Source organism: Bradyrhizobium denitrificans (genome assembly GCF_013179005.1).
Taxonomy (GTDB): Bacteria; Pseudomonadota; Alphaproteobacteria; order Rhizobiales; family Xanthobacteraceae; genus Bradyrhizobium; species Bradyrhizobium denitrificans.
In genome coordinates this window covers 215,465-240,650 of sequence record NZ_JABFDP010000004.1, presented here as the reverse complement: position 1 = coordinate 240,650, position 25,186 = coordinate 215,465, and the positions used below count along the sequence as shown (strand labels likewise).

Here is a 25,186-nt window from a genome sequence, read left to right as displayed (position 1 = left end):
GATTGCGTCGAGGCGCTCTTTGACGACGTCCAGGATCGGACGGTTCGCGGCTCAGCGCTCGACGAACGCCTTCTCGATCACGAAATGACCGGGCTCGTTGCCGCTGCCCTCGAGGAAGCCACGCGACTCGAACATGCCCTTGAGCTCTTCCAGCATCGCCGGGCTGCCGCACATCATGATGCGGTCCTTGGCGATATCGAGCTCATGCTGGCCGATATCGTTGAACAGCTGCTGCGAGGAAATCAGGTCGGTGATCCGGCCGCGGTTCCGGAACGGCTCGCGGGTGACGGTCGGATAATACTGCAGCTTGCCGTCGAGCAGCGGTCCGAACAACTCGTCCTCGCGCAGCTTGGCGACCACGCTCTCACCATAGGCCAGCTCGGCGACCTGACGGCAGCCATGCACCAGGACGATGCTCTCGAAGCGGTCGTAGACATCCGGGTCCTTGATCAGGCTGACGAAGGGCGCCAGCCCTGTGCCGGTCGACAGCAGCAGCAGCCGGCTGCCGGGCAGCAAATTGTCCGGGATCAGCGTGCCGGTCGCCTTGCGGCCGACCAGGATGGTGTCGCCTTCCTTGATTTTCTGCAGCCGGGAGGTCAGCGGGCCGTCCTGGACCTTGATGCTGAAGAACTCGAGTTCCTCCTCGTGATTGGCGCTCGCCATGCTGTAGGCGCGCAGCAAGGGGCGGCCCTCGACCTCGAGGCCGATCATCGCGAACTGGCCATTCTGGAAACGGAAGCCCGCATCACGGGTCGCCCGGAAGGAGAACAAAGTGTCCGTCCAGTGGTGAACGGAAAGAACTTTCTCTTTATAGAACGCGCTCATGTCGTTTGTTTTTTCACGTGGGCTGAAGTTGGAAGAAACAAGTCGTGACGGAGGCAAGACCGCAAAAACCCTATAGATCCAGCGATTTCGGCGCCTGATGTACGTGAAAACAGCGAATAATCAACCCGCATGGACGCACCATTGATCACGATCAAACGCATGCCGGCTCGTGCCGGATTGCGTCGATCGGCCGTTCATTCGTACACAAACGATATGGGTAATTTACTTGCCGAGATTGTGGTTTTCCAGCACTTTAATTCCGCATCTCCGGCCCAATCCTTGAGCAATGATTAACCATCCGCATCTTCAGTTGGCCGCCGTCACGCGCTATTGCGCGAAACGCGGCCTCCGTCTCGAGATCCGCGACGGCGGCTGGTTGCTATCGCTTGAGGATGCCACCCGGCGTCACCTGATCTTCGGCTATGATCTCGGCCTGAACAGTGCAGTGGCGCACAGAATTGCCTGCGACAAGGCGGCCACCGCCGGGCTGCTGACCGCATCCGGCGTTCCCGCGGTGCCTCACGCGTTCTTCCTCGCGCCGGCGGTCACCGGCGCCGCCGAGCCGGCCTGGACCGCCATCCTGGAATTGCTCGAAGCGCACCCGCATGGGGTGGTGGTGAAGCCCAATGAAGGGACGTCGGGCCGTGCGGTCAGGCGTGCGGCATCTCCCGCTGAACTCAAGGACGCCGTCACGCACATCTTCAAAACGGGCGCGAGCGTGGCCATCGCACCTCTGCTGGAGATCGCCGACGAGGTTCGCGTGATCATGCTCGATGATGTGCCGCTGATCGTCTATCGCAAGCAGCGGCCGGTCGTGACCGGAGACGGCGTTCATTCGCTGCGCGAGCTCGCGCTCGCGATCGCGCCGGCCCAGCAGCACGCGCAACTGCTGCGGCGCCTCGCCGACGAATTCGACGTGTCGGCGCTGCACGCGATCATCCCTCCAGGCGAGCAGAGTCTGCTGAGCTGGCGGCATAATCTCGAATTCGGAGCCCAGCCGGTGCTGCTGACAGACGGCCCGGTGCGCGAGACCTGCTCCGCGTTGGCGCGCAAGGCCGCGCGCGTCATCGACATCCGCTACGCCTCGGTCGACGTCGTCATGGCCGGCGGGCACTGGCAGGTGCTGGAAATCAATTCCGGGGTGAAGATGGAGGCGCTCGGACAGCACGCGCCGGAACTGGTCGAGGCGGCGTATGTCGCGGCGCTCGACAAGATCTTTGGCACCCACCAGCCCCGCTGAATTGCAGCCCTTCGGTCCACTCGCCGGCAATAAGATTTCGCTGGCCTGGATCCGAATGAGGCATTAGTCTCCGATCCAAAATAAACAGTATACTGTCAATTGGGAGAACGTCCTTGCGCATCGCCGTGCTCGGCGGCGGCCCTGGCGGGCTGTATTTCGCCTATCTGTGGAAGAAGCGGCATCCCGCCGCAATCGTCGACCTGTTCGAGCAGAACCCGGCCGGCGCGACCTGGGGCTTCGGCGTGGTCTTCTCCGACCAGGCGCTCGAGTTCCTGCGCGCAGACGATCCCGAGACGGTCGACGCGATCGCGCCGCAAATGGAAAGCTGGCGCAATATCACGCTCACTCTGCATGGCGAGAGCGTCGAGATCGACGGCGTCGGCTTCTCCGCGATCGGCCGGCTCGAACTGCTGAAGCTCCTGCAGGCGCGCGCCGAGAGCGTCGGCGTCAGCGCACGCTACGGCACGCCCATTCAATCACTCGACCAGTTGCAGGGCTACGATCTGATCGTCGCGGCCGATGGGCTGAACTCGCTCGTACGCCGCAGCTTCGAAGGTGATTTCGGCTTCTCGGTGTCCTACTCCAGCAACAAGTTCGCCTGGTACGGGACCTCGAAGACCTTTCCGACACTGTCCCAGACCTTCGTCGCAACCGACCGCGGCACTTTCAACGCGCATCATTACCGCTACGCATCGGACATGAGCACGTTCCTGGTCGAATGCGATCGAACGACGTGGCAGGCCTATGGCTTTGCCGAGATGTCGGTCGACGAGTCCCGGCGCGTCTGCGAGCAGGTGTTCGCGCCCGTGCTCGACGGTCACGCGCTGGTCTCCAACAGGTCGGTATGGCGCAATTTCCCATGGGTGTGGAACGAGCATTGGTGGCACCGGAACATGGTGCTGATCGGCGACGCGCTGCATACAGCGCATTTCTCGATCGGCTCGGGCACGCGGCTTGCCATCGAGGACGCCATCGCGCTGGTCAAGGCGCTCGACGCCGAAGACAAGCTCCCCGAAGGTCTCGCCCGCTACCAGGCCGAACGGCAGCCCATCGTCAAGAAGCTCGTGACCGCCGCCCGCACCAGTGCCGGCTGGTACGAATCGTTTCCAACCCACATGAAGCTCGATCTGATGGACTTCGCCTACAGCTACATCACCCGCTCTGGCCGCATCGATGACGCGAGGCTGCGGGCCATGGCGCCGCAATTCATGCAGCGCTACGAGGCGTCGCGCAAAGCGGGAGCCCACGCATGACGACCGGGATTGCAGACGAGGTGCCGCGCGACAGCGCTGGCGCCCGCGAAATCGGCTTCGCGATTCCCGATCGTTACAATGCGAGCCGGGTGTTGTTCGACAATCTCGCCCGGGGCAACGCGAACAAGCCCGCGCTGATCGGTCCGGCCGGACAGCGCAGCTATGCCGAACTATGCGCGGACGCCTGCCGCTGGGGGCACGGCTTCGCATCGCTCGGACTCGCGCGCGGCGACCGCGTCCTGCTGTTCCTCGACGATACGCCCGCTTATCCGGCCGCGTTCTTCGGCGCGGTCCGGGCCGGCTTTGTGCCGTTGCTCATCAACACGCTCACCCCGCCAGATCTGCTGCAGTTCTATCTCGCCGATTCCGGCGCCAAGATCGCAGTCGCGGACGCGGACTTCGCCGCGCGATTCGACGCGCAGGCCTGCGCAGAGACCGCGCTGCACACGCTGATCGTCGTGAACGGCGTGACGCCAGGCACGTCGGCACCGTCGACGCTCACGGCCGATGGATGGCTGCACGGCTTCGCGACGGAGCTGGCCGAGGCCGACACCCACCGCAACGAGATGGCGTTCTGGATGTATTCGTCCGGCTCGACCGGCCGTCCGAAAGGCATTGTCCATCTGCAGCACGACATGGCCTATAGCGAGCAGGCGTTCGCACGGAACGTGCTGCGTCTCAGGCCGGACGACATCTGCTTCTCGGTGCCGAAAATTTTCTTCGCCTATGGCTTCGGCAACGCGATCACCTTTCCGTTTTCCGCTGGCGCCACCACGCTGCTGTTGCCGGGCCAGCCGAAGCCTGCCGCGATCTTCAACGCCATCGGCCGCTTCCGCCCGACCGTGTTTTTCGGGCTGCCGACGCTGTACACGGCGCTGACCAAGGCGGACGGCGCGCGGGAGACCGATTTCTCGTCGCTGCGATTGGCGGTGTCCGCGGCCGAGGTGCTTTCGGCCGAGGTCTTCAACAGCTGGAGGACCCTCACCGGCCTCGAGATCGTCGAGGGTCTCGGCTCGACCGAAGTGCTGCACGTCTATCTGTCCAATCGCGAAGACCGGAAGAAGCTTGGCGCCGCCGGCCTGCGCGTCCCCGGCTACGAGATCGCCTTGCGCGACAGCGAGGGGCACGAGGTCGCGACCGGCGAAGAGGGCATTCTCTGGGTCCGCGGCGATTCCAACACGCCGCTATATTGGAACCGTCCGGACAAGACCGCGGAAACGATCCGCGACGGCGGCTGGATCTACACCGGAGACCGCTTCGTCCGCGACGCCGACGGCTTTCATTTCTTCCGCGGCCGCGCCGATGATCTGGTGAAGATCTCCGGACAATGGGTCTATCCGCTGGAGGTCGAGCTCTGCCTCGCCGAGCACCCCGACATTCGCGAATGCGCCGTGTTCGCGCATGAGCTGCCGGACCGGCGCATGAGCCTGAAGGCGGTGGTGGTGACCAACGGCGAAGCCCGCGATGAGCCGACGATGACGAAAGCGTTGCAGGATTATGTGAAGGCGAAGCTGCTGCCTTACAAATATCCGCGTGAGATCGTCTTCATCGACGAGCTGCCGAAGACCGGCACCGGCAAGATCGACCGTCAGGCGGTGATGCGGCTGTGAGCGCGACTGCAGGCGGTCTTCGCCCCTCGCTGCGCTCAGCCGGTCCTGCCGAGATGTTCCAGCGCATCCTCGGCCCGCAGCGGCACGCGCGACACCTCGTTGTTGAGGTCGACCAGTTGCCCCAGCAAGGCCAGCAATGTCTTGCGGTCTGCGGCCTTCAGCGGCGCCAGCATGCGCGCCTGCGCGCGATCGACCGACGGCAGGATGTTGCGCAGCTGTGTCGCGCCGGCCTTGGTCAGATAAAGCAGCTTGACGCGCTTGTCCTCGGCCGACGGCTTGCGCTCGATATGGCCCTTGGCCTCGAGCCGCTCGATGACGCTGCCGAGGGTCGAGCGGTCGAAGGCGATCACGGCCGACAGCCTGGTCGCATCGATGCCCGGGTGATTCTGGATCGCGACCAGCGCCGCATATTGCACCGGTGTCAGATCGAACTCCCGGCATTCCTCGACGAAGATCGAGACGGCGATCTGCTGCATCCGCCGGAACAGATAGCCCGGCTTGGTGTAGACCGCGTCCATCGTGATGTCGGACGGCTTACTCGGCATCTGGCTGGCGCTCCGGGGCGGCGTCTGCGAAAGCGGGCAAGGCCTTCGCTGCAGCTTCGGCCTGCAACAGACGCGGGAAGGCCGCGACATCGACGCCGAAGCGGCGCGCATTGCCGAGCTGCGGCACCAGACAGAGATCGGCCAGCGTCGGCGTCGCGCCGAAGCAGAACGGACCGGGTTCATGCTTGACCAGCGCCTCGCAGGCCGCGAGCCCCTCGCGATTGGCCCAGCCCGCCCATCCCGTGACCTTGTCCTCAGGCAGGCCAAGCTCGCGCAACCGCGCGAGCACCTTCAGGTTCTGAACAGGATGGGTGTCGCACGCCAGCACCTGCGCGAAGGCGCGGACCTGCGCCCGGCGCAATGGGTCCTGCGGAAGCAGCGGCGGCGAGGGATGCGTCTCGTCCAGCCATTCGATGATGGCAAGCGACTGGATCAGCACGGTGCCGCTGTCGTCCTCGAGCGTCGGAACGAGGCCTTGCGGGTTGAGCGTGAGATAGGCAGCGGCGCGCTGCTCGCCCTTGCGGAGATGATGCGGCAGATGCGCGACCGTGAGCCCCTTGAGGTTCAGCGCGATCCGCACGCGATAGGACGCGCTGCTGCGGAAATAGCCGTGCAGCTTCATCATGGCATTCCTCCCGATATCATGGCTCTGGTTGTGTTTGACGGTAATCAAATTGGCAGTATACTGTCAATCAAGAACGACATCTGATCCCGGGAGGCAGGCATGGCCGCAGTTTCGACGCCGGAACGCGAGGCATTCTACAAGAAGATCGACGGCGAGAACATGACTGCGCTGTGGACCGTGATGAGCGATCTCATCACGCCGGAGCCGAAAAGCGCATGCCGGCCGCATCTCTGGCAGTTCGCGGCCATTCGCGACTACATGATCGAAGCCGGGCGGCTGATCACCGCCAAGGAGGCGGAGCGGCGCGTGCTGATCCTGGAAAATCCAGGCCTGCGCGGCCAATCCAAGATCACCACCTCGCTCTATGCCGGCATCCAGATGGTGATCCCCGGCGACATCGCGCCCGCGCATCGGCACAGCCAGTCGGCCCTGCGTTTCGTGCTGGAAGGCCAGGGCGCATTCACGACCGTCGACGGCGAGCGCACCTTGATGCAGCCCGGCGACTTCGTCATCACGCCATCGATGACCTGGCACGATCATGGCAACGAGACCTCCGAGCCGATGTTCTGGCTCGACGGTCTCGACATTCCGCTGGTGCAGTTCCTCGACGCCTCGTTTGCGCAAGGGTCGGCGGAGGATCAACAGAAGGTCGCGCGGCCGGCCGGTGACAGCTTCGCACGCTACGGCCACAATCTGCTGCCGGTCGACGCCAAGCGCCGATCCAGGACCTCGCCGATCTTCAACTATCCCTACGCCTATACGCGCGAGGCGCTGGAGAGCGCGAAGCGGCGCGAGGAGTGGGATGCGTGCCACGGATTGAAGCTGAAATTCTCCAACCCGGAGACCGGCGACTTCGCCATGCCGACGATCGGCACCTTCATTCAGCTGCTCCCGAAGGGATACAAGACGGCGCGCTATCGGTCGACGGATGCGACCGTGTTCACCGCGATCGAGGGCAAGGGCCGCAGCCGCATCGGCGACCACACGTTTGAATGGGGTCCGCGCGATCTGTTCGTCGTCCCGAGCTGGCAATGGGTCAGCCATGAGGCTGACGAGGATGCGGTGCTGTTCTCGTTCTCCGACCGGCCGGTGCAGGAGAAGCTCGATCTGTTCCGGGAGGACCGCGGCAACGCCTGACGCGCTCAGCGCCAGTGCAGGAGCCGCGCCTCGAGCAGGCTGATCAGCCGGCCGACGGCAAGGCCAAACAATGAGAGCACCAGGATGCCGGCCATCAGCTGATCGGTCTGCATCAGGTTGCCGGCCTGCAGCACGAACGTGCCGATGCCCGTCTCGGCGCCGATCATCTCCGCCGAGACCACCAGCATCAGTGCAACCGACGCAGTGATGCGGAATCCCGCCAGGATGGACGGCAGCGCACCGGGCCAGATCACCTTGCGCACGATCGTGGGAAACGGCACGTCGAAGCTCTGCGCCATCCGGATCAGGTTGCGCGGCACGGCATCGACACCGCTATAGACCGAGATCGTGGTCGAGAAGAACACGCCCAGCGCGATGGTCGCGATCTTCGGCTGCTCGCCGATGCCGAGCCAGAGGATCAGCAGCGGCAGCACGGCGATTTTTGGGATCGGAAACAGCGCCGAGACGAAGGTGATGCCGATGCTGCGTGCGATCCGCCACAGGCCGATGGCGAAGCCAACGGCGATGCCTGAGGCCGTGCCGAGCGCCCAGCCGGCGACGATGCGCACGAACGACGCCGAGACGTGCTGCCACAGCGCACCGCTCGCCGCCAGCCGATACAATGCGCGCATGATCATCGCCGGGGTCGGCAGGAACAACGGATTGACCAGTGCAAGACCACCGACCAACTGCCAGACAACGAGCACCGCGGCGAGCCCAAGCCAACCGGCCCAGCGGCTCGCGGCCGGCGTGAAGCCAGCGCCGCGGAACGGCACGTGTCGCGCCGGCTGCACGCCGGCCGTCTCGGTCGGATCCTTCGAGGTCCGCTCAAGCATGCTGAACCTCGCGCTCGGCATCGATCGCCTCGTCCCGGATCAGCACCCATAGCTCGTTCTGCAGCTCCAGGAGTTGCGCCCGCGTCGCGGCATCACCGCGGCTGTGACGGGGTGATGCGACATTGACGATCTTGCGGATGCGGCCAGGACGGCGCGACAGCACGACGATGCGATCGGCGAGCCGCACCGCCTCCTCGAGATTATGCGTGACATAGACCGCGCCCAGCGTACCGTCGGCCAGCAGGTCGACAAAATCCTCCATCAGCAGCTCGCGGGTCTGCGAATCCAGCGCGGACAACGGCTCATCCATCAGGAGGATCGCCGGACGGACCGCCAATGCGCGGGCAAGGCCGACGCGCTGCCGCATGCCGCCAGACAATTGCTTGGGATAGACGGCGCGAAAGTCGCTCAGTCCGGTCCGCTGCAGGACATCGTCGACGACAGCGGTGCGTTGCGCCACCGACAGCGACGTATGCAGGAGCGGGAAGGCGACGTTCTCGGCGACGCTCGCCCAGGGCAGCAGGGCGAAATCCTGGAACACGAAGGTCAGAGGATTGAGGCAGCCCGGCGGCGGGGCGCCGCGCAGCAGCGCCTGTCCCGCGCTCGGCTGGAGCAGCCCGCCGAGGATCGACAGCAGCGTGCTCTTGCCGCAGCCGGACGGACCGACGATCGCAACCACCTCGCCGGCCGCAACCGTGAACGATACGTCATCGAGCACCTCGAGCCGATCGAACCGATGGCTGATGCCCTGCGCGATCAGATCCATGTCAGTTGCTTCCGCTGCAGCTCCGGGAGCCTCGCTCCGGTCAATCCGGCTTCACATAGTCCTTGGCGATGATCGCTGCGGCATCGTAGCCCGGGTCCGCAAAGCCCTGCGCCTGCAGCCATTTGATCTGGCTGTCGATGTTCTTCACGTCGAGCTTGCCGTCGGGATCGATATAGGCGCAATTGCCGACCACCTGATCGACCGGCAAATTGGTGTACTTGCCGATAATGTCCAGCAGCGGCTTCGTCCTGTCGTCGATCGCGGCGGTGCCATCCTTCACCGACGCCAGCACCACGTCATGATATTCGCGCTCGGCGCGCTGCAGCGAGGCGAGCAGCTTGCTGACCGACGCCGCATTCGCCAGGGTCTTCGGACCGGCAAAGACGCCACTCACCTGCCAGGGGGTCTCGTCGCCGACCCAGCCGAGATGCTTGATGGCGCCCTCGTCCATCAGCTTGCGCGCTGCGGAGACCGGCATCAGCGCCGCGTCGACGGTCTCCCCCTTGATCGCGGCTGCCATGTTCGACATCGATTGCAGCGGCACGATCTTCACGTCGGCGAGCTTGAAGCCGTATTTCTCGGCGAGCAGCCCCACCGAGTAGTGAAAGCTCGATCCCACCTGGGTCATCGCCACGCGCTTGCCGGCGATGTCCTTTGGCGTCTTCAGGCCCGACTCATAAGCCTTGTTGCTGGCGAAGTAGCCGATCAGCGGGAAGCCGGGACGATCGCGGCTCATTCCCCCAATGATCTTCAAGGCTCCCTTGCCCGCAAGATTGTAGAGGCCGGCCGTGAACGCGGTGACGCCAACGTCGACATCACCGGTGGCCGTCGCGACCGCAATCGGTTGGGCCGCATCGAAGAACTTCAGCTCGACGTCCAGCCCGGCGTCGCGGAAATAGCCCTTGTCGAGCGCGATGAACACCGGGGCCGAGGACGACAGCCTGAGTACGCCGATGCGAAGCTTGGTCTCGTCCGCTCGCGCAGCGGCGATTGAAGCCAGGGCGAGGAAGGTTCCCAGCACGACTTTGGCGTATCCGAACATCCAGCTCTCCAAGATCCTGTCACAGGCGGGCCCGACCGCCGGTGGCGCGGGACTTGTTGCAATATTTCCCGCTTGTTGTCGCGGCAAATTTTGCGACTGCGCTTCGAGCAATCCTCGCCGCTTCAGCTTTCGCGTGCCAATATCACGCCATCCAGCCATGCTGCGAACGCCGCGGTCAACTCCGTGATGACCGCCTGATCGTTGCGGCCGGAGCGTGCGGGAACATGAAAGCCGTGATCGGCCTGGTCGATCGCATGCAGCGTCGCAAGCGGCCCCAGCCGCCTTACGACGGGCTCCAGCAGTGCGATGTCCGCCAGTTTGTCACGCGTGCCCTGCAAAAACAGCATCGGCACCGCGATCGCATCGAGATGCTCGGCGCGGCTCACCGACGGTTTGCCGGCCGGATGCAGCGGAAAGCCGAAGAAGGCGAGGCCTGCAACCCGCGGCAGCGGACGCACAGATTGCGCCTGCGATGTCATCCGACCGCCGAAGGATTTGCCACCCGCGATCAGCGGCAGATCCGGATAGAGGCGCGCGGCTTCGGCGACAGCGGCGCGCACCGCCGCCTGCGCCAGCGCGGGCGGGTCGGGACGCTTGCTACCCTTCTCCATGTAGGGAAACTGGAAACGCAGCGTTGCGACGCCGTGTGCGGCGAGGCTCTCGGCCACGCCCGTCATGAAGCCGTGCGTCATGCCGGCCCCGGCGCCATGAGCGAACACGAAGCAGGCCCGCATCTGCGACGGAGCCAGCAGCAAGGCCGATATCGCGCCGAACCCGTCGACAGCGATGGTGAGAGAACGCAATGGCGAACCGGTCATCCCGTCAGCTTGCGGCTGCGGCCCGCGGAGGGTCAACTCCCTTCATCCGACCGAGCGGCGATCATCGCCACCGCCGTCGCGCGCCGCTCAGGCAGCGGTGCGGATCGTCCGCAGGAAATCCGCCACATTGCTCTTGAGCGACTCCGCCTGTTGCTGGAGCGCGGCAGCGGTCGCCAGCGCCGCTTCGGCGCCCGCATCGGTCTGTCCAGCCACGTTGCGAACGTCGCCGATCTCCTGCGTCACGGCCGCGGTGCCGCTGGCCGCCTGTTCGACATTGCGCGCGATCTCACTGGTGGCGGCGCCCTGCTGCTCGACCGCCGCAGCGATTGCATTGGAGATCTCGGCGATCTCGCGCACCGTGGTGCCGAACTGGGCAATCGCCCCGACCGTCTCTTCGGTAGCGCTCTGAATGGTGGCGATCTGACTCGAGATCTGCTCGGTGGCCTGCGCCGTCTGCGACGCCAGATTTTTCACCTCGCTGGCAACGATCGCAAATCCCCTGCCCGCCTCGCCGGCACGGGCCGCCTCGATGGTCGCGTTGAGCGCCAGCAGGTTGGTCTGGCTCGCGATCGCCTGAATCAGCTGCACGATGGTTCCGATCCGCTCAGCGGCGCTCGACAGGCCATTGATCAATTCGGAGGTTCGCTGCGTCTCGTGCGTGGCGCGGGTGGAGACCGTCACCGAACGCTGCACCTGCCCGGATATTTCGCGGATCGACGCTGCGAGTTCCTGGGTGGCCGAAGCCACTGTCTGCACGTTCACTGAAGCCTGCTCGGCGCGGCTGGCCACGGCTTCCGCCAAGCCACGGCCGCGTTCGGCCACACGCGCCAGTTCGCTCGCGCTCTGGCCCATCTCGGTCGCACGGCCGCCAACGCCGGTGATGACGCCCTGCATGCCATGTTCGAAGCGCCCGGCCAGATCAGCCATCATCCGGGTGCGCTCGGCCTCCGATGCCTCGCGCTGGGCCGCGGCCTCCTGCTCCATCCGCCGGACCGCGAGTGCATTGTCCCGGAACACCTCCACGGCACGCGCCATCCGGCCGATCTCGTTGCGCTGCTCGCCGCCCGGAATCGGCTGCTCCAGCTCGCCCGCGGCCAGCGACTGCATGCGTTCGGTCATGTTGCGGATCGGGCTCGAGACACTGCTGCCGATCAGCCAGGCCAGCAAAGCCCCCAGTGCGAGCGCGCCGCCGGCCGTCGCAATCACGGTCTGCTTGGTATCGTCAACGGTGACCCTGGTCCGGGCGCCCTGCTCCGCACGCGTCGTCGCGAGCTGCTGGTTGATGCGGCTGACCTGCGCATCGATCGTGGCGCTGGCGCTGGCGAGCTCGGCCTGCTTGCCGCGCAGTTCGGCGGCCACCTTCACGACATCCTCGAGCGCAGCCGCGTCTGCCGTCAGCGCTTCCTTCAGCGCTGCAACCAGCGAGGCCAATTTGGGCTCCACGAGTCCGGCGATTTCGGCCTCAGTATCCGCGATCGCGAGATTGGCGTAGCGAAAAGCAAGGCGGGCATCATCCGCATCGCCGCCCGAAAAGCTGGCGTTGTGACGCATCAATGTCACACGGACGCTGTCCACCACGGCCGCCAGCCGCATCGGATTGAGCAGCATCGGCGATCCGGAGCGATTGGCGAGGGCGACCTGGATGCCGCCCGCATTGATCCCCGCGACAGCGCCGAGCGCGTCGGTCTTGTTCGTCGCAGCGCGCAGCCGGTCGACGGCCTCCGCGGCGGCCGCGAACGACGCCCGATAGGTCGCGATCGCACTCCGTATCGCGCCGACGCCCTGGGCGATGGTTTGGAGCCTTCCGGAATCCCGCTCGACCTGCTCGGTCAGTTGACCGACCGTGTCGATCGCCTTGGTGGCCGCGTCCTTGTCGGCGACATTCCAGGTGCGGATGAACTTCTCCACCAAACCGTTGGCATTGAGCACAGCCGCGCGGACCTGGGACATTCCGGCGTCAGCCGCGCCGCTCGCCACGAGCTCGTCTACCGTGCTGCCGATATGCTCGACCTGGATCTTGGCAAAGCCGCCGAGCACCACCAGGAAGCTGAGAATCAGGGCAAAGCCGCCGAAGATGCGCGGGCGTATACCGAGCCAGGACATCAGCGAATACATCTTCATGGCAGGACCTGGCTGTTTCAAGGCGTGGATCGGATCGCGGCAAGCGCTTCCTTGCCGAAGCGCTTCTCGAACTCCGGCTCGAGCGGCTTCATCGCTTCGACAAAGGCCCTGCGATCGAATGTCTCGACCACCTGCATGCCTTTTTGGCGCAACAGGTCGAGTTTCTCCGTATTGATCTTCGACGTCCACGTCACCTCAGCCGCGCCTTTGGCAGCTGCGATGAGCGCGCTACGCTCGGACGGGTCGAGCTGCTCGAACATCGCTCGGTTGGCGACGATGGCGACCGGCGAGAAGAAATGACCGGTGAGCGTGAGATGCTTCTGGACCTCGTCGAAGCGACTCGACGCGATGGTCGCGATCGGATTCTCCTGGCCGTCAAGCCGGCCGTCCTTGAGCGCGGCATAGACCAGGGGGAAATCCATCGGCACGACGTCGGCGCCGAGCGCCTTGAACGTCATCTGATAGACGGCATTCGGCAGCACGCGGATTTTCAGGCCCTTCACGTCGTCCGGCGTGATGATCGGCCGCTTTGAGTTGGTGATGTTGCGAAAGCCATGCAGCCCGACCGCGAGCAGCACCAGACCCTTGTCGGCGAACTTGGCGGCCACCCCGGCACCGACCGGCCCTTCGGCAACGGCCTTGGCATGAGCTGCATCGCGGAACAGGAATGGAATGTCGAACATGCCCATTTCCGGCACCACCGGGCCAAGGACTGGCCCGGAGAGCACGGAGACGTCGACCGCGCCGCTGCGCGTTGCCGCCAGGATCGCCGTCTCGCTGCCGAGCGCGCCGCCGCCGCGCTCATCGACGACGAAAGACTTGCCGGCCGCTCCAATAAGCTTGGCGCGGACCTCGTCCGCAGCCATCTGCTGCGGGCTTTGCGGCTGCGCATTATACGCCACCGAAAGCATGCGTGGTGCCGCCATCGATTGTTGCGGGAGATATGACGCCAGAGCCGCGAGCACGACAACTGATACTAATCTGAACAAGCCCGCACCCAATTTGCTTCGCCAGCGCACCCCAATGATTGGAATCATAGTTCCGATTGGTAGATGAGATATTAAGCCTCACGATCACGAGATCGAATGGTACTTGAGTGCTCCAGTCCGGAGCAGGCATGCCAGCGCGGCTGCAGCCGGGCTGTTGCGCTCGCCGCACGCCACAACGAGCTCGCCGCGCCGGACGAATGCCGACCCGGCGTCCGTACATCACATCGGACCCGCGGACTACGCGGCCCGCACGGTGGCCAGGAATCGGTCGACTTCGGTGCGCAGCCGCTTGCTGTCATTGGCGAGCGACCTCGCCGCCGACAACAGCGTCGCAGAAGCATCCCCCGTATCGCTCGCTCCGCGCTTCACATCGGTGATGTTGGTCGAGACCTCCTGCGTACCGTGTGCGGCGTGCTGGATGTTGCGGGAGATCTCCTGGGTCGCCGCGCCCTGCTCCTCTACCGCGGAAGCGATGGCCGACGACACCTCGGACAGGCGCTCGATCGTCGAGCTGATCTGGCTGATCGCGCTCACCGATTCCTGTGTAGCCGCCTGGATGCCCGCGATCTGCGTGCCGATCTCACCTGTGGCCTTCGCCGTCTGCTCTGCCAGCGCCTTCACCTCGGACGCCACCACTGCAAAGCCGCGACCGGCCTCGCCCGCTCGCGCGGCCTCGATGGTCGCATTGAGCGCCAGCAGGTTGGTCTGGCCAGCGATCGCGTTGATGAGCTCGACAACGTCGCCGATCCGGTTGGCTGCTTTGGACAGCTCGCCCACGCGATCAGTCGTATTGCGGGCCTGCTCGACAGCTTCTCCAGCCATGCGAGCCGATTCCTGCACCTGTCGGCTGATCTCATTGACGGACGAGGACAGCTCTTCGGTTGCTGACGCGACCGATTGCACATTCGTGGACGCTTCTTCCGAAGCCCCCGCCACGACTTCCGCCAGTTGGCGTCCGCGGTCGGCGGTTCCGGTCAGCGCGGTCGCCGAGGACTCGACATCGTCGGACGTCGCCGACACCGTCCTGACGATCTCGCCGATCGCCGCTTCGAACGTATCGGCGAGCCGGTGCATGTCCGCCTTGCGCTGCTCTGCGATGGCCTGATCCTGCACAAGCTTGGCCTCGACCTCGCGCTGCGCGCGCTCGGCCGCCAGCAGCTTGAAACGTTCGACCGCGCGCGCGACATGGCCGATCTCGTCCTTGCGCCTGACTCCGGGGAGAACGACGTCGAAGTCACCATCGGCAAGCCGGATCATCGCCTTCTCCAGCGAAATGATCGGACGGCTCAGCGAGTAGGCAAAGCCGAGCGCGAGAACAAGCCCGAGCACCAGCGTCATGCCAGTCGCGGTCATCATCATCGTGCGGGAGCTGGCGACATGGGACTCGGCTTCGTTGCGATATTCGTAGCCATAGGCAGCGACCAGTTCGACAAGGTCGTCGACTGTCGCCAGGGCTTCGTTGCCGAGCTTGCTGAGCAGAAAAGTGGTCGGGATTTCTGTGACGCCCTCGGGGGCAGGCTTGAGCAGCTTGAGTGCAGCATCCGACCAGTCACGCAACTTCTTGGTCGCCTGCTCGCGGGCCGAATCGACGCTGCTCGACTTCACCCGCTCGCGCACGATGTCGAGATCCTCCGACATCGCCTTCACGAGCTTCTCGAATCTGTCGGCCGACGATTTCGAGGTTCCGACGGTCTCCGCCCGGTTGAGGATCAGCAAGGCCGCATTGAGCTCGGCATGGACCGAGCGGGCGTGATTGATCGCCATCAGTGGCCCGTCATAAAGACGGACGACGAGATCGCCGGCCGAGGTGATGCCACGCAGGCCGTAGAGCGCGAGGCCGCAGGCCAATGTGAGCATGATGCTCAGGACCGCGAGGATCCTCAACCGGATCGACATTTGCCAACGCTCCAGAAACTAGTCGACGACCTTGACGGTCATCTTCATGCGCGGATGGATCGCGCAGATGACAGCAACGTCACCGGTCTCCTTGAAGGTGACGTCGGTGGACGCGCCGGGAGGCTGGGAGCCGAGATTGAACTCGTTGCCCTTGCTGGTCGACATGATGTTGTGGGGAATCGTGTCGTCGTTCAGGAAAGTGATGGCACCGCCTTTCGTCACGGTCACACTTTCCTCCGAGAAGGCGCGCCCCTGCTGGTGAATGACCTGGGTGGCGGCCAGCGCGCCGGTGGAGAGGCCCGCGACGACCGCGAGGGCGAGAACGGTTCGTGCTCGATACATGGTGTTTCCCGTCATTAGCGCGGCAGCACCGGGGCGGCCGTCGGGGTGAGATTGCTGGTGAGGGTTTTCAGGAAGGCAACGAGGTCGGACTTCTCCTGCGCCGTAAGGCCGAGCGGGCGCATCAGGTCCGAGCGGCTCGGCCGGTCGACGCCGCCGCTGTCGTAGTGGTCGATCACCTGTTCGAGCGTCGCCAGCGAGCCATCATGCATGAAGGGCGCACGGCGCGTGATCTCGCGCAGGCCGGGCGTCTTGAAGGCGTGCTGCATCTTGATGACGCCGGGAGCAAACTCGCCGCGCCCGACATCCTTGCTCGGCAGACCGATGTCCTGGAAGCCGTCATTGGTGAAGTTCCAGCCTTCGTGGCAGGTCATGCATTGCGCCTTGCCGTTGAACAGCGCGAAGCCGCGCTTGGCTTCTTCCGAAATCGCCTTCTCATCGCCATCGATCCAGGCGTCGAACGGCGCACGTTCGGACACGACCGTGCGTTCATAGGTGGCAATCGCCTTGGCCAGCGTCTTCGGTGTCATCCCTTCGCGCGGGAATGCAGCCTCGAACAACGGCTTGTAATCGGGGATGCCGCTGAGCCGCTGCATCAGATGATCCAGCGGCATGTTCATCTCGCCGGCAGCCTGGATCGGTCCCAGCGCCTGATCTTCGAGAGTCGCGAGCCGGCCATCCCACATGAAGATCTCGCCCCAGGCCGCATTCACGATGGTCGGCGAATGACGGCCGAGCTTGTTCATCCCGTTGCCGACGCCGACCGCGAGACCATCACCCCAGCCGAAGCTCGGGCTGTGGCAGCTCGCGCAGGACTGCGCCATCGAGACCGATAGGCGGGTGTCGAAATAGAGCTTCTTGCCGAGCGCGGCCTTTTCCGGCGTGTAAGCGTTGTCCTTCGGAAACGGGATCGTCGCGGGACGACGATACAGCGCCTTCAGTGCATCGGTGCCCGACGGACCCTTCTGCTGCAGCGTGACCTGCTTGGTCTCGCCGACAAGGGCGGCACCGAGGCTTGCGCTGGAGAATCCGACAATGAGGGCGAGAGCAGTACCGAGCGAAAGCGAACGTGCGGTGAGGCTACGCGGCATCATCGATCTTTCCTGGGAATTCTTCGCCGACTGCGAGCGCTGGCATCATTCGGTTGGACTGCACGAATTAGACCCGCTTCGGATTAAGAAAAGCTGATCCGCCGGAACGCTGACGCTCCGGTAAACTACGGAACCTGGCACTCATCAGTCACGCTTCAGGCCCCGAACTCAGTAGTTGGACGGAAGCGCCGGCTTGGCGACACGGGCACAAAAGACATGACTCCCATCGTGCTTGCATCTTCGATAATCAGAGCGCACGGTTGCGTAAGGGGCGGCGTGCGAGATCAGCGACGCATCGCGCCAGACAGAAGCACCATCGTGCCCGTGGCCGACGGCACCGCGGCCAGCAGCGCAGCTGCGACGTCTGCCGCCTTGATGGGCTTGTAGTTCGGCGGGATCAGGACGCCGAGCAGCCTCGACAGCCTTGCGCCCCAATCCTCGCCGGGCCGGCTCGGCTGGCCGAGCTCGGCGCGCGCGCCGACGAGCAGCGATGGCCGTGCGATGACGAGCCCCGCGAAGGGCAGCGCGGTCAGGTCGTTCTCGAGCTCACCCTTTACGCGGCTGTAGAAGATGCGCGACGTCGCATCGGCGCCCATGGCGCTGACGAGGCCGACACGCCTGGTGCCGCTTGCGAGCGCAGCCTTGGCGATAGCAAGATTCGCGTCGTGGTCGATGGCGCGGAAGGCCGCCTGGCTGCCGGCGGTTTTGATCGTGGTGCCAAGCGCCAGATAGAGCTCGTCAGCGGACGGCAGCGACGGCAACGCGGCGAAATCGACGACATGGGCCGTCAGCTTGGGAGACACGACCGGAGGCGCGCGGCGGCCGAGGACATGCACATGGTCAATGGCGGGATCGGCCAGCAAGCCACGGAGAATCTCCCGGCCGACGAGGCCGGTCGCGCCGGCAATGATCACGGTGCGGTTTGCCATGTCCGATCTCCCTGTCGACCTGGCGATGAAGGTAGGCATCGCGACGACGACAGGGAAGGCAGCGGCCCGTTCTTTTTGGGCAAGGCCGCGGAAGGAAGGTCAATTCCGCGGCCCGTATTGGCTTGGCAAGAGCAAGCGCGGCGCCTATGCGCCCTTGCGCCGCTCCACCGCCTTGGCCATCGCCGCGGCGAATGCGCCGCCGCCCGCCGGCTTCTCCTCGCGCGTGGTCATGCGCGCCTCCGCCGGCGGCCGCGCGCTGGTACGCTTCTCACCCTTCGGCGGCAGCGGATCGGACAGCCGCAAGGTCAGCGAGATGCGGTTGCGCGGGACGTCGACGTCGAGCACCTTGACCTTCACGACCTGCCCCGGCTTCACCACCTCGCGCGGATCGTTGATGCGCTTCTCGGACATCGCCGAGATGTGGATGAGGCCGTCCTGATGCACCCCGATATCGGCGAAGGCGCCGAACGCCGCCACGTTGGTGACCGTCGCTTCCAGGATCATGCCGGGCTTGAGATCGGTGATCTTCTCGACGCCCTCCTGGAAGGTCGCAGTCTTGAACTCGGGACGCGGGTCGCGGCCGGGCTTCTCCAGTTCCTTGATGATGTCGGTGACCGTCGGCACACCGAAGCGCTCGTCGGCGAACTTCGCCGGATTGAGCGTCTTCAGGGTCTTGCTGTCGCCGATCAGCACCTTGATGTCGCTCTTGGTGGTCTCGAGAATCTTCTTCACGACCGGATAGGATTCCGGATGCACGCCGGAGGCATCGAGCGGATTGTCGCCGTCGCGGATGCGGAGGAAGCCGGCGCACTGCTCGAACGCCTTCGGTCCGAGCCGCGGCACGTCCTTGAGCTTGTCACGAGTCGGGAACGGCCCGTTGGCATCGCGATGCGCGACGATGTTCTGCGCCAGGCTCTCGCCGATGCCTGACACGCGCGCGAGCAGCGGCGCCGAGGCCGTATTCAGATCGACGCCGACCGCGTTCACGCAATCCTCGACGGTGGCATCGAGCGCCCGCGCCAGCTCATACTGGTTGAGGTCGTGCTGATATTGGCCAACGCCGATCGAGGCCGGCGGCACCTTGACGAGCTCACCGAGCGGATCCTGCAGGCGGCGCGCGATCGAGACCGCGCCGCGGATCGAGACGTCGAGGTTCGGGAATTCCTTGGCCGCGAATTCTGAGGCGGAGTAGACCGACGCACCCGCTTCCGACACGATCGCCTTGGTCAGCTTGAGATCCGGCTTCAGCTTCATCAGGTCGTTGACCAGTTTCTCGGTCTCGCGCGAGGCGGTGCCGTTGCCGATCGCAACCAGCTCGATGCGATGCTTGATGCAGAGCTGCGCCAAGGTCAGCATGCTCTCGTTCCATTGCCGCTGCGGCTCATGCGGATAGATCGTGGCGTGATCGACGAACTTGCCGGTGCGATCGATCACCGCGACCTTGACGCCGGTGCGGAAGCCGGGATCGAGCCCGAGCGTGGCGCGGCCGCCGGCGGGCGCGGCGAGCAGGAGATCGCGCAGGTTCGCGGCGAACACGCGCACCGCCTCCTTCTCCGCCTCCTGCCACAGGCGCATGCGGATATCGAGCGCCAGCGAGGTCTTGATGCGCGTGCGCCAGGCCCAGCGCACGGAATCGGACAGGAACTGATCGGCGGGGCGGCCCTGCCGCGAGATGCCGAAGGTCACCGCGATGCGGTTCTCATACAGCGACGGATCCTTCGAATCCTCCGGCTCACCATCACCGAAGTCGAGCTGCAGCACATCTTCCTTCTCGCCGCGCAGCATCGCCAGGATGCGGTGCGACGGCAGTTTGGTGAACGGCTCGGAGAAATCGAAATAGTCGGCGAACTTGGCGCCCTCGGTCTTCTTGCCGTGGCGCACCGTCGATTTGACGGCGCCGCGGGTCCACATCTCCTCACGCAGCGAGCCGACGAGGTCGGCATGCTCGGCGAAGCGCTCGACCAGGATCGCGCGGGCGCCATCGAGCGCCGCCTTGACGTCCTTGACCGGATTGTCGCCGTCCTTCTTGATGAACGCCTTCGCCTCGTCTTCCGGATTCTTCATCGGATCGCCGATCAGCATGTCGGCGAGCGGCTCGAGCCCGGCCTCCTTGGCGATCTGCGCCTTGGTGCGGCGCTTCTCCTTGAACGGCAGATAGATATCTTCGAGGCGCGCCTTGGTGTCGGCGGTCGCCAGCGCGAGCTCGATCTCGGGCGTCATCTTGCCCTGGGATTTGATGCTCTCGATGATCGCGGTGCGCCGCGCATCCATCTCACGCAGATAACGCAGCCGCTCCTCGAGCGTGCGCAGCTGCGTGTCGTCCAGCATGCCCGTCGCTTCCTTGCGGTAGCGCGCGATGAACGGAACGGTCGCGCCGCCGTCGAGCAGGTCGATCGCGGCCTGGACCTGGGCATCCCTGACGGAGAGCTCAGCAGCGATGATGGAGGCAAAATTCGACACGGTGTTCTTCCGAGATTCGTGACGGGGCTGATTGGATAGGAGTCCGCGCGCGCCGGCGCAAGCGGCGGGCTGACGCTCTGTGGGCAACCGTGGCAAAAAAGACCGGTTGCGAATCATGTAAAACGCTGCAGCGACGGCGCCATGTCGTTGCGTCGGCGCGGCAAATCGCGGATTCTCGCAGATCGAGGGGCGATTCGTGCAGGCGGTTGCGGCGACATATCTCGACGAACTCAATCCGGAGCAGCGCCGTGCCGTCGAGCATGGCGGCACTTGCGCCGCACCGGGTCCGCCGCTGCTGATCATCGCCGGCGCGGGCTCGGGCAAGACCAACACGCTGGCGCATCGTGTCGCGCATCTGCTCGTCAACGGCGCCGATCCGCGCCGCATCCTGCTGATGACATTCTCGCGCCGCGCCGCCGCCGAGATGAGCCGCCGCGTCGAGCGCATCGCCCGCAAGGTGCTCGGCGGCCAGGCCGAGGCGATCACCGCGGGACTGACCTGGGCCGGCACGTTTCACGGGCTCGGCGCGCGGATGCTGCGCGACTACGCCGAGCGCATCGGCATCGATGCGGTCTTCACCATCCATGATCGCGAAGATTCCGCCGACCTGATGAATTTGGTGCGGCATGAGCGCGGCCTGTCCAATACGCAGCGGCGCTTCCCGACCAAAGGCACCTGCCTCGCGATCTACTCGCGCTGCGTCAATGCCGACATGACGCTGGACGAGGCGCTGGTGCGGCATTTTCCGTGGTGCACGGAATGGGCGGCCGAGCTGAAGGGGCTGTTCGCGGCCTATGTCGAAGCCAAGCAGGCGAACGCCGTGCTCGACTATGACGATCTGCTGCTCTACTGGGCGCAGATGATGGCCGACGAAACCATCGCGCGCGAGATCGGCGAGCGCTTCGACCACGTGCTGGTCGACGAGTACCAGGACACCAACCGACTGCAGTCGCAGATTCTGCTCGGCTTGAAGCCTGACGGGGTGGGGCTCACGGTCGTCGGCGACGACGCGCAGTCGATCTACGCGTTCCGCGCCGCCACCGTGCGCAACATCCTGGAATTTCCCGATCAGTTCAGCCCGCGCGCCGACATTGTCACGCTCGACCGCAACTATCGCTCGACCCAGCCGATCCTCTCCGCCGCCAATGCAGTGATCGGACTGGCGCGCGAGCGCTTCACCAAGAATTTGTGGACCGACCGCACCGCGTCGCGCAAGCCGCAACTGGTGAGCGTGCGCGACGAGGCCGACCAGGCGCGCTACATCGTGGAACAAGTGCTGGCCAAGCGCGAAGAAGGCATCGTGCTGAAGCAGCAGGCGGTGCTGTTCCGGACGTCGTCGCATAGCGGGCCGCTGGAGGTCGAGCTGACCCGCCGCAACATCCCGTTCGTGAAGTTCGGCGGGCTGAAGTTCCTCGATGCGGCGCATATCAAGGATATGCTGGCCTGCCTGCGCTTCATCGAGAACCCGCGCGACCGCATCGCCGGTTTCCGGGTGCTGCATCTGATCCCCGGCATCGGCCCCGCCTCGGCACAGCGGCTGCTCGACGCCGCCGGCGACAGCGTCGATCCGATCGGTGCGCTGTGCGCGCAGCCGGCGCCGGCGCGCGCCGGCGAGGATTGGACGGCGTTCATACGCATCCTGGAGCAGTTGCGGATCTCGGACTGGCCGGCCGATATCGAGCGCGTCAGGCACTGGTATCAGCCGCATCTCGAGCGCGTTCATGAGGACGCCGAGATGCGCAGCGCCGACCTGCTGCAGTTGGAGCAGATCGCGAGCGGCTATCCCTCGCGCGAGCGCTTCCTCACCGAGCTGACGCTCGACCCGCCCGACGCGACCTCTGACCAGGCCGGCGTGCCGCTGCTCGACGAGGACTATCTGATCCTGTCCACCATCCATTCCGCGAAGGGCATGGAGTGGAATTCGGTGCACGTCCTCAACGTCGTCGACGGCTGCATGCCGTCCGATCTCGGCGCCGGCTCCAGCGCCGAATTGGAGGAGGAGCGCCGGCTGCTGTACGTCGCGATGACCCGCGCCAAGGACGACCTGCATCTGCTGGTGCCGCAGCGCTTCTTCGTTCACGGCCAGCCGGTGCGCGGCGATCGTCATGTCTACGCCTCACGCACGCGGTTCATTCCGGAGGCCCTGGTGACGCTGTTCGACCGCACCAGTTGGCCGCGCGTGCAGCCGGGCGCGACATATGCCAGCCAAGGCCCGCGCATCGACCTCGGCGCGCGCATGCGCGAGCGCTGGCGGTGAGCAGACGCCGCACCAACGGTGCTGATAATGGCGGCCTCTCCCCTTGCGGGAGAGGGCATCGCCGATATCAGCGTCATACTCGCTCGGGTGAGGAGGGTCTCTCCACGGCATCACCGTCTCTGCGGAGCACCCCCCTCAACGTCTGCGCGGCGATCGGACCCGAACTCATCTTGTATGGGACTTCAATCCTCCCATTGCGCGCGAAACCACGCCCAGGTCTGCCGCGTCACAGCGATGTAGCCCTGCCCGCGATATTTGATCTCGTCGTCGACGATCGCATGCAGCCTCGGCAGGGCGTGGAACGGCACGGCCGGATAGGCGTGGTGCTCGACATGATAGGGCATGTTCCAGGTCAGCCAGTGCACGGCGCGCGTGGTCAAGGTGGTGCGGGTATTGTGGAAGGCGCTCCTGGTGTGATCACAGCCGGTGTGCTCGGCGTAGAGATAGGGCCGCAGGATCAGTTGTCCCAGCAGCAGCGGCAGCACCCAGACCCACAGCAGTAGCGTGCTGTGCAACACGAGCGAGCCGATCAGCAGCAGCGCGTAGCCGGCGACGTAAGCGCGCGCCTCGCGCACGATGGCGGCCCGACGGCCGGCGGGCACCCAGGGCACCGTCACCTCGCCGGTCACGGCATGCTTCAGCACCAGCCTGAGCCGGCCGGCGACCTGAACCAGGCCGGAATAGGCGATCGCGAGTTGCGTCTCCGAGCGCGGCTTGGGGCCGACGATCAGCTCGGGATCGCGCTGGGGATCCTGGGTGTGGCGATGATGCTCCCAGTGGAACAGGCAGTAATAGTCGTAGGGTAGTCCGATCAAGAAGCCGGACAGGTTGCCGATCACGACATTCAGCCTGCGGCTGTCGAACGCCGTCTTATGCGCCGTTTCATGCACGGCCATGAACAGGAACGCGACCAGCACGCCCTGCACCGGCAACAAGGGCAGCGCCCACAGCACGCCATGGGTCGATGCGATCCACGCGATCAGGATGCCGACCACGATGATTGCGCCGTAATGACCGAGCGTGCGCAGCGCACCTTGCAGGTCGGAGCGCCTGCAGAGCTCCTGCAGCACCGGCGGGGTCAAGAGCTTCAGGCGGGGCGCGAACGCGTCGGTGGGCACATCGGTCATGTCGGACTCAGCTGTCAGCTCTGCAGAAGGGTCGAGATATTGGCCTTGATGAAGTCGCGATCGGCGGGGATGCGGATCGGATTGCCGGCGCGATGGCCGTGGATCGAGGGGATCGGCCGCAGCACGGCGGAGCTAGCGTTGACCAGCTTCGGCAGCTCGCGCTCATTGTCGCGCCAGTCGAAATAGCGATCGGTCTGCCCCGGCATCAGCAGCATATGCGCGGTGATCGCCGACAGCGCCCGATCGAGATCGCCGCCGAAGGCGGAGCAATGGCTGATATCGCCGTTCTGCCAGATCGCGATCTGCGCCAGCAGGTTGTTGGCGTCGCGATGCGCGAAGGCGGTGTCCCAGGTCGCAGCGAGATAGTCCTCCTGCGCGGCGAAGCCCTGCTCGCGCCAGACCTCGTCGCGATAGAACTCATAGGACATCGCCCAGCCCGCATAGATGCGGCCCATCGCGCGCAGGCCAGCCACGGGCTTGGCGACGAACCGGCCATTCTTGCAGGCGGGATCGGCGATCAGCGCCGCCTTCACCGCATCGAGGAACACATGATTGTAAGGCGAGCAGCGCGCGCTGCCGCACACGACCGCGGCGCGCTCGACCATGTCCGGATGACAGGCGGCCCAATGATAGGCCTGCATGCCGCCCATCGACCAGCCATAGACCAGCGCGATCCTGGTGATGCCGAACTGCTCCTCCACCAGCCGGCGCTGGATCGCGACGGCATCGTGATAGCTGATCGCAGGGAACGGCGCGTCTGCAGGCGGCGTGTTGGAAGGCGATGAGGACAGGCCGTTGCCGAACAGGTTCGGGATGATGATGAAGTATCTGTCGGAGTCGAGAATGTCAGCGGGTCCGACCAGCCACTCGGTGTCGACATGCTGGGCGCTGAACGACGTCGGATAGAGGATGACGTTATCCTTGGCCGCGTTCAGCGTGCCATAGGTCTTGTAGGCAAGCCGCAGCGACGGAACCGTCGCGCCCGATTGCAGCACGACGTCGCCGGCTTCGAAGATTTGATAGTCCGCAACTGATGTCATGCGCGCCGTTCCATGGAGAAGCTGCAGCAAGCCTAGGTGATGCGCAGCCGGTTCACACGCCCATTTTTTGGCATGGCATGACCGCATGGTCGGCACGGCGGCCGTGGCCGGGACGAATCGCTTCGCGTCGCCATGCGCTCGCGTTCCCGCGGCCGGTTGCGCCCGGGTGTTGCAGGATGGAACACCCTCGACAATGTGTCCCGGGCATCCACGTCCATCGGCATCGCCGGGCGACGTGGA

The 25,186-nt window shown here is 65.1% G+C and carries 21 protein-coding genes; 5 read left to right on the top strand and 16 right to left on the bottom strand.

Going from position 1 to position 25,186, the window contains the following annotated elements; translation table 11 throughout:
* Positions 1-51: 51 nt before the first annotated feature.
* Complete coding sequence (locus tag HL671_RS05855) at positions 52-825, bottom strand: ferredoxin--NADP reductase (protein WP_041751105.1); 774 nt, start codon at positions 823-825, stop codon at positions 52-54.
* Between the two features lie 286 nt (positions 826-1,111).
* Between HL671_RS05855 and HL671_RS05850 the strand changes: the two genes are divergently transcribed.
* From HL671_RS05850 to HL671_RS05840, 3 genes are all read left to right on the top strand, one after another.
* Positions 1,112-2,065, top strand: a complete 954-nt coding sequence (locus tag HL671_RS05850) for an ATP-grasp domain-containing protein (RefSeq protein ID WP_172235866.1) — start codon at positions 1,112-1,114, stop codon at positions 2,063-2,065.
* Positions 2,066-2,178: 113 nt separating this feature from the next.
* Entirely contained in the window at positions 2,179-3,318 is a 1,140-nt protein-coding gene (locus HL671_RS05845; RefSeq protein ID WP_172235865.1) for an FAD-dependent monooxygenase, read from the top strand.
* On the top strand, positions 3,315-4,928 hold the full coding sequence (locus tag HL671_RS05840) for a benzoate-CoA ligase family protein (protein ID WP_172235864.1): 1,614 nt from the start codon (positions 3,315-3,317) through the stop codon (positions 4,926-4,928). Before HL671_RS05845 ends, HL671_RS05840 begins: the two co-directional genes overlap by 4 nt.
* A gap of 35 nt (positions 4,929-4,963) precedes the next feature.
* Here the strand turns inward: HL671_RS05840 and HL671_RS05835 are convergent, their stop codons facing one another.
* Both HL671_RS05835 and maiA read right to left on the bottom strand, forming a co-directional pair.
* Entirely contained in the window at positions 4,964-5,473 is a 510-nt protein-coding gene (locus HL671_RS05835) for a MarR family winged helix-turn-helix transcriptional regulator (protein WP_012047242.1), read from the bottom strand.
* Positions 5,463-6,095, bottom strand: a complete 633-nt coding sequence (gene maiA, locus HL671_RS05830) for a maleylacetoacetate isomerase (protein ID WP_012047243.1) — start codon at positions 6,093-6,095, stop codon at positions 5,463-5,465. The genes HL671_RS05835 and maiA overlap by 11 nt, the downstream gene beginning before the upstream one ends.
* A 102-nt stretch (positions 6,096-6,197) precedes the next feature.
* Between maiA and gtdA the strand changes: the two genes are divergently transcribed.
* On the top strand, positions 6,198-7,235 hold the full coding sequence (gene gtdA / locus HL671_RS05825) for a gentisate 1,2-dioxygenase (RefSeq protein ID WP_172235863.1): 1,038 nt from the start codon (positions 6,198-6,200) through the stop codon (positions 7,233-7,235).
* 5 nt (positions 7,236-7,240) lie between these two features.
* Here gtdA and HL671_RS05820 read toward each other — a convergent pair whose 3' ends face one another.
* The 11 genes from HL671_RS05820 to HL671_RS05770 all read right to left on the bottom strand — a co-directional run bounded on the left by HL671_RS05820 (position 7,241) and on the right by HL671_RS05770 (position 20,522).
* Positions 7,241-8,071: an ABC transporter permease gene (locus HL671_RS05820; RefSeq protein WP_172235862.1), complete on the bottom strand. Its 831-nt coding sequence runs from the start codon at positions 8,069-8,071 to the stop codon at positions 7,241-7,243.
* Entirely contained in the window at positions 8,064-8,837 is a 774-nt protein-coding gene (locus HL671_RS05815; RefSeq protein WP_172235861.1) for an ABC transporter ATP-binding protein, read from the bottom strand. Before HL671_RS05815 ends, HL671_RS05820 begins: the two co-directional genes overlap by 8 nt.
* A gap of 40 nt (positions 8,838-8,877) precedes the next feature.
* Positions 8,878-9,879 (bottom strand): ABC transporter substrate-binding protein, encoded by a 1,002-nt coding sequence (locus HL671_RS05810; RefSeq protein ID WP_172235860.1) that lies wholly within the window; start codon positions 9,877-9,879, stop codon positions 8,878-8,880.
* Between the two features lie 122 nt (positions 9,880-10,001).
* A complete protein-coding gene (locus HL671_RS05805; RefSeq protein ID WP_172235859.1) occupies positions 10,002-10,697 on the bottom strand; it encodes an alpha/beta hydrolase family protein in 696 nt (231 codons plus the stop codon).
* An 87-nt stretch (positions 10,698-10,784) separates the two neighbouring features.
* The gene (locus HL671_RS05800; protein ID WP_172235889.1) at positions 10,785-12,800 is read right to left on the bottom strand and encodes a methyl-accepting chemotaxis protein; all 2,016 of its coding nucleotides are present in this window, start codon (positions 12,798-12,800) and stop codon (positions 10,785-10,787) included.
* 35 nt (positions 12,801-12,835) lie between these two features.
* The gene (locus tag HL671_RS05795) at positions 12,836-13,729 is read right to left on the bottom strand and encodes a TRAP transporter substrate-binding protein (protein WP_012047250.1); all 894 of its coding nucleotides are present in this window, start codon (positions 13,727-13,729) and stop codon (positions 12,836-12,838) included.
* A gap of 315 nt (positions 13,730-14,044) precedes the next feature.
* On the bottom strand, positions 14,045-15,703 hold the full coding sequence (locus tag HL671_RS05790; RefSeq protein ID WP_172235858.1) for a methyl-accepting chemotaxis protein: 1,659 nt from the start codon (positions 15,701-15,703) through the stop codon (positions 14,045-14,047).
* Between the two features lie 18 nt (positions 15,704-15,721).
* A complete protein-coding gene (locus HL671_RS05785) occupies positions 15,722-16,045 on the bottom strand; it encodes a plastocyanin/azurin family copper-binding protein (RefSeq protein ID WP_012047252.1) in 324 nt (107 codons plus the stop codon).
* 14 nt (positions 16,046-16,059) lie between these two features.
* Entirely contained in the window at positions 16,060-17,136 is a 1,077-nt protein-coding gene (locus HL671_RS05780) for a cytochrome-c peroxidase (protein ID WP_172235857.1), read from the bottom strand.
* A gap of 281 nt (positions 17,137-17,417) precedes the next feature.
* A complete protein-coding gene (locus tag HL671_RS05775; protein WP_012047254.1) occupies positions 17,418-18,062 on the bottom strand; it encodes a Rossmann-fold NAD(P)-binding domain-containing protein in 645 nt (214 codons plus the stop codon).
* Between the two features lie 144 nt (positions 18,063-18,206).
* Complete coding sequence (locus HL671_RS05770) at positions 18,207-20,522, bottom strand: Tex family protein (protein ID WP_172235856.1); 2,316 nt, start codon at positions 20,520-20,522, stop codon at positions 18,207-18,209.
* Between the two features lie 196 nt (positions 20,523-20,718).
* On the opposite strand from HL671_RS05770, the gene HL671_RS05765 reads away from it, so the two are divergent.
* A complete protein-coding gene (locus HL671_RS05765) occupies positions 20,719-22,779 on the top strand; it encodes an ATP-dependent helicase (RefSeq protein ID WP_172235855.1) in 2,061 nt (686 codons plus the stop codon).
* Positions 22,780-22,961: 182 nt separating this feature from the next.
* Here HL671_RS05765 and HL671_RS05760 read toward each other — a convergent pair whose 3' ends face one another.
* Both HL671_RS05760 and HL671_RS05755 read right to left on the bottom strand, forming a co-directional pair.
* Positions 22,962-23,906 (bottom strand): fatty acid desaturase family protein, encoded by a 945-nt coding sequence (locus HL671_RS05760; RefSeq protein WP_172235854.1) that lies wholly within the window; start codon positions 23,904-23,906, stop codon positions 22,962-22,964.
* A gap of 14 nt (positions 23,907-23,920) precedes the next feature.
* Positions 23,921-24,946 (bottom strand): alpha/beta fold hydrolase, encoded by a 1,026-nt coding sequence (locus HL671_RS05755; RefSeq protein WP_172235853.1) that lies wholly within the window; start codon positions 24,944-24,946, stop codon positions 23,921-23,923.
* Positions 24,947-25,186: the final 240 nt, after the last annotated feature.

What these genes read in the sequence shown, in the direction of transcription:
- HL671_RS05855 (WP_041751105.1), bottom strand. Translation starts at nt 825, where the DNA reads ATGAGCGCGTTCTATAAAGAGAAAGTTCTTTCCGTTCACCACTGGACG.
- HL671_RS05850 (WP_172235866.1), top strand. Translation starts at nt 1,112, where the DNA reads ATGATTAACCATCCGCATCTTCAGTTGGCCGCCGTCACGCGCTATTGC.
- HL671_RS05840 (WP_172235864.1), top strand. Translation starts at nt 3,315, where the DNA reads ATGACGACCGGGATTGCAGACGAGGTGCCGCGCGACAGCGCTGGCGCC.
- HL671_RS05835 (WP_012047242.1), bottom strand. Translation starts at nt 5,473, where the DNA reads ATGCCGAGTAAGCCGTCCGACATCACGATGGACGCGGTCTACACCAAG.
- maiA (WP_012047243.1), bottom strand. Translation starts at nt 6,095, where the DNA reads ATGAAGCTGCACGGCTATTTCCGCAGCAGCGCGTCCTATCGCGTGCGG.
- gtdA (WP_172235863.1), top strand. Translation starts at nt 6,198, where the DNA reads ATGGCCGCAGTTTCGACGCCGGAACGCGAGGCATTCTACAAGAAGATC.
- HL671_RS05820 (WP_172235862.1), bottom strand. Translation starts at nt 8,071, where the DNA reads ATGCTTGAGCGGACCTCGAAGGATCCGACCGAGACGGCCGGCGTGCAG.
- HL671_RS05815 (WP_172235861.1), bottom strand. Translation starts at nt 8,837, where the DNA reads ATGGATCTGATCGCGCAGGGCATCAGCCATCGGTTCGATCGGCTCGAG.
- HL671_RS05810 (WP_172235860.1), bottom strand. Translation starts at nt 9,879, where the DNA reads ATGTTCGGATACGCCAAAGTCGTGCTGGGAACCTTCCTCGCCCTGGCT.
- HL671_RS05805 (WP_172235859.1), bottom strand. Translation starts at nt 10,697, where the DNA reads ATGACCGGTTCGCCATTGCGTTCTCTCACCATCGCTGTCGACGGGTTC.
- HL671_RS05800 (WP_172235889.1), bottom strand. Translation starts at nt 12,800, where the DNA reads ATGTCCTGGCTCGGTATACGCCCGCGCATCTTCGGCGGCTTTGCCCTG.
- HL671_RS05795 (WP_012047250.1), bottom strand. Translation starts at nt 13,729, where the DNA reads ATGCTTTCGGTGGCGTATAATGCGCAGCCGCAAAGCCCGCAGCAGATG.
- HL671_RS05790 (WP_172235858.1), bottom strand. Translation starts at nt 15,703, where the DNA reads ATGTCGATCCGGTTGAGGATCCTCGCGGTCCTGAGCATCATGCTCACA.
- HL671_RS05785 (WP_012047252.1), bottom strand. Translation starts at nt 16,045, where the DNA reads ATGTATCGAGCACGAACCGTTCTCGCCCTCGCGGTCGTCGCGGGCCTC.
- HL671_RS05780 (WP_172235857.1), bottom strand. Translation starts at nt 17,136, where the DNA reads ATGATGCCGCGTAGCCTCACCGCACGTTCGCTTTCGCTCGGTACTGCT.
- HL671_RS05775 (WP_012047254.1), bottom strand. Translation starts at nt 18,062, where the DNA reads ATGGCAAACCGCACCGTGATCATTGCCGGCGCGACCGGCCTCGTCGGC.
- HL671_RS05760 (WP_172235854.1), bottom strand. Translation starts at nt 23,906, where the DNA reads ATGACCGATGTGCCCACCGACGCGTTCGCGCCCCGCCTGAAGCTCTTG.
- HL671_RS05755 (WP_172235853.1), bottom strand. Translation starts at nt 24,946, where the DNA reads ATGACATCAGTTGCGGACTATCAAATCTTCGAAGCCGGCGACGTCGTG.